Raw genomic sequence first — 581 nt, 5'->3', positions numbered from 1 at the left:
GCGCTGGATCGGCTGGGCGGGCGCACCACGATGACCCGTGACAGCGACACCGGCGTGGGACCCTGCGTGGACCAGCGCGCCGCCTTGGCTAACGCGGCCAAACCCGATGCGATCGTGAGCATCCACGGCGACGGCGGACCCCCGTCGGGCTCGGGATTTCACGTCAACTACTCCAGCCCGCCGCTGAACGAAATCCAAGCCGGGCCCGCCGTGCGATTGGCGACGACGATGCGCGACGCGTTGGCGCTAGCCGGCTATCCGGAGTCCAATTACCTGGGCTCGCAGGGCCTATTCGGGCGAGCGGATCTGGCCGGGTTGAACTGGGCTCAGTACCCGGCCATCCTCGTCGAGCTGGGGAACATGAAAAACCCCGGCGACGCGATCCAGATGGAAAGCGTCGACGGGCGCACGAAATACGCCGCCGCGCTCACCGACGGAATCGTGCGCTATTTGAGTGCTCAAGCACCCGATTCGTAACCGGCTTTCCCCACCGGCCCGCCGACAGCCCCCGACAACGTCACGCGCGGGGGTCGGCGCCGTCCCCGAACCGGGCCAGCGCCAGCGACCCGGCGACGGCGATG

1 protein-coding gene is annotated in these 581 nt (G+C 68.7%); it reads left to right on the top strand.

Translation table 11 applies throughout. From position 1 onward, the window contains the following. Nucleotides 1-477, top strand: a 477-nt coding sequence (locus F6Q13_RS19790) for an N-acetylmuramoyl-L-alanine amidase (protein WP_293060087.1), incomplete at its 5' end; no start/stop codon positions are given. Nucleotides 478-581 lie beyond the last annotated feature (104 nt).

Origin of the sequence: Mycobacterium sp. (assembly GCF_008709575.1) — a bacterium.
Lineage (GTDB): Bacteria > Actinomycetota > Actinomycetes > Mycobacteriales > Mycobacteriaceae > Mycobacterium.
This window is presented reverse-complemented; position numbering and strand designations above follow the sequence as displayed.